The organism is Microbacterium testaceum (assembly GCF_001476655.1).
GTDB lineage: Bacteria > Actinomycetota > Actinomycetes > Actinomycetales > Microbacteriaceae > Microbacterium > Microbacterium testaceum_C.
The window spans coordinates 1-2,436 of the sequence record NZ_LDRT01000160.1 but is presented as its reverse complement, the minus strand read 5'-3'; the positions used below and the strand labels follow the sequence as shown (position 1 = coordinate 2,436).

Annotated in this window: 2 protein-coding genes; both read left to right on the top strand. The window is 70.9% G+C overall.

Translation table 11 applies throughout. The features are described 5' to 3' along the window. The first annotated feature begins 56 nt into the window (after positions 1–56). Positions 57–689: a LysE family translocator gene (locus NS220_RS17055; RefSeq protein WP_058625198.1), complete on the top strand. Its 633-nt coding sequence runs from the start codon at positions 57–59 to the stop codon at positions 687–689. 133 nt (positions 690–822) lie between these two features. Continuing rightward, positions 823–2,436: S8 family serine peptidase (locus NS220_RS17050; RefSeq protein ID WP_153004347.1), on the top strand; the 1,614-nt coding region annotated here is incomplete at its 3' end.

The following is a 2,436-nucleotide window of genomic DNA, read 5'->3' as shown; positions in this document are numbered from 1 at the left end:
CACCGCCCCCGGGCGAGCGACTCCCCACCGAAACGCAGCAGCAGTACGCTGCACGCATGCCTCCGATCGAGAACCTGCTCGCCTTCGTGGCGACATCCGTTGTCATCATCGTCATCCCGGGGCCGAGCGTGCTGTTCGTCATCGGTCGGTCGATCGCCCTGGGGCGTCGCGCGGGCGTCCTCAGCGTCGTCGGCAACGCCCTCGGCACCGTTCCCGCGGTGGTCGCCGTCGCCTTCGGGGTCGGCGCGATCGTGGCTTCGTCGATCGTGGCGTTCACCGTGCTGAAGGTCCTCGGCGCGATCTACCTCGTGTGGCTCGGCATCCAGGCGATCCGTCACCGCCACGCTGCGGTCGCCGGTTCGACCCGCGCGCCGGCCTCATCGTGGACGCTCCTGCGCCAGGGATTCGTCGTGGGCCTCACCAACCCCAAGACGATCGCCTTCTTCGTCGCCGTGCTGCCCCAGTTCGTCGCCCCACACGCCGGGGCCGTGTGGGTGCAACTGCTCGTCCTCGGGCTCGTCTTCCAGGTGCTCGCCCTGACCTGCGACTCGGTCTGGGCGCTGGCCGCGGGCACCGCACGCGCGTGGTTCGCGCGCTCTCCGAAGCGCATCTCGACGCTGTCGGGGACGGGTGGCGTCATGATGATCGGCCTGGGCGGGGCGCTCGCCCTCACCGGCGCCAAGAACTGACCAAACCCCGCGCTCTTCCGACCGAGAGAACCTGTGCGTTAGCTGAGTGCAGCCCATAGGATGAGCCTCGTCGGCTCCTCGAGCCACCGCCGAGCCACTGGGCCGACGGCGCCATCGACCCGGAGTATCCCGCGTGCGCACGTCCGTCAGTTTCACCCTCGCTCTCATCCTCACGACCGCGGGAATCGCCCCGGCCGCTGTCGCCGCCGCCTCCCCCGCGGCGGAGTCGTGCCGGACCATCCCCGTCGACGCCGACGCGCCGCTGCGTGCCGACATCGCCCGCGAGAGGTTCGGAGTCGACGGGACAGGTGTCGTGGTCGGTGTGATCTCCGACTCCTTCGGCGCGACCTCGGCGCCGGGCTCCACCGTCGCCGATGACATCGCCAACGGGCTGCTGCCGGGACCCGGGAACCCCTGTGGTCGGGAGAACCCCGTCGAGGTGCTGCGCGATGGGACGGGTGTCCCCACCTCCAGCGATGAAGGTCGCGCCATGCTGCAACTCGTGCACGGGATCGCTCCGGGTGCGTCCCTGGTCTTCGCGGCGGCCGACCCGGACAGCGCGGCCTCGGTCCGGGAAGCCATCGACCTGCTGGCCGGATACGGAGCCGATGTCGTCGTGGACGACGTCAGCGTGGAAGAGGACGCCATCTTCCAGCGATCGCTCACCGCCGAGACGATCGCGCGCGAGACCGACCGCGGGCTGCTCCATTTCTCGTCCGCGGGCAACCAGAACGTTGTGCCGAGTTCGCCGCTGCCGGGGCAGGAGGTCACTCCGATCAACGGCTGGCAGACCTCGGCGTACCGTCCCACCGCCTGCCCCGACGTCGTCGCGCACGCGGTGCGGACGCAGGGCTTCACGGCGCCGAGCGACTGCCTCGACGTCGATCCCGGCGACACCAGCGATGCGACGCTCGGGTACTCCGTCTCCTCGCACGCGGAGCTGGTCTTCCAGTGGGGCGAACCCGCCGGGGCCGTGACGGGGTCGTTCGTCCCGGTGGTTCTCCAGGGAGGTGAGCCCCTCGACGTCGAGCTGAAGCCGCTCGCCGACGGCACCCCCGGGTACACCCTGGTCCTCCCCCGAGCCGACGACGATCTCGACATCGAGGTGTCCGTCGCCCGCGTCGCAACGCCGGACGCCGCTCGAGCGCTGCCGAACCCGCCGATCTTCCTCATGTTCCTGCAGTCGAACCTGGGCTGGGCGGAGTACACGCGCTCCGAAGGAGAGGTGCAGATCGGCCGCACCTCGCTCGGGCACAACAGCGATCCGGTGGTCATCTCTGTCGCGGCAGCGCCCTATCAAACACCGATGGAGGTGGAGGAGTTCAGCAGCCACGGCCCGTCGACGCACTTCTTCGCCCCGCGCACGGCATCCGACCCGTCCGCCGTCCTCGACACCCCGGAGATCGTTTCGAAACCCGACATCATGTCGGTGGACCGCGTGCGTCAATCCGTCCTCGGGTCGGATCCCGACGAGACCGGCGGTCGGCAGTTCCCCGGCACCTCCGCCGCGGCGCCGCTCGCGGCCGCGGTCGCCGCACTGGCGAAGTCGGTCGACCCGAGCCTGACCCAGGAGGATGTGCGCGCGCTCCTGACGACGACCGCGCGCCCAGCAGCCTCGCCGTGGGCCTCCGTCGCCGCAGAGAACGTCACCGGCGCCGGGCTGATCGACGCCGAGGCGATGCTGGCCGCCCTCCCACCCGCGCCGAGCCCGACTCCCACACCCGAGCCGACCCCGACGCCCGACCCC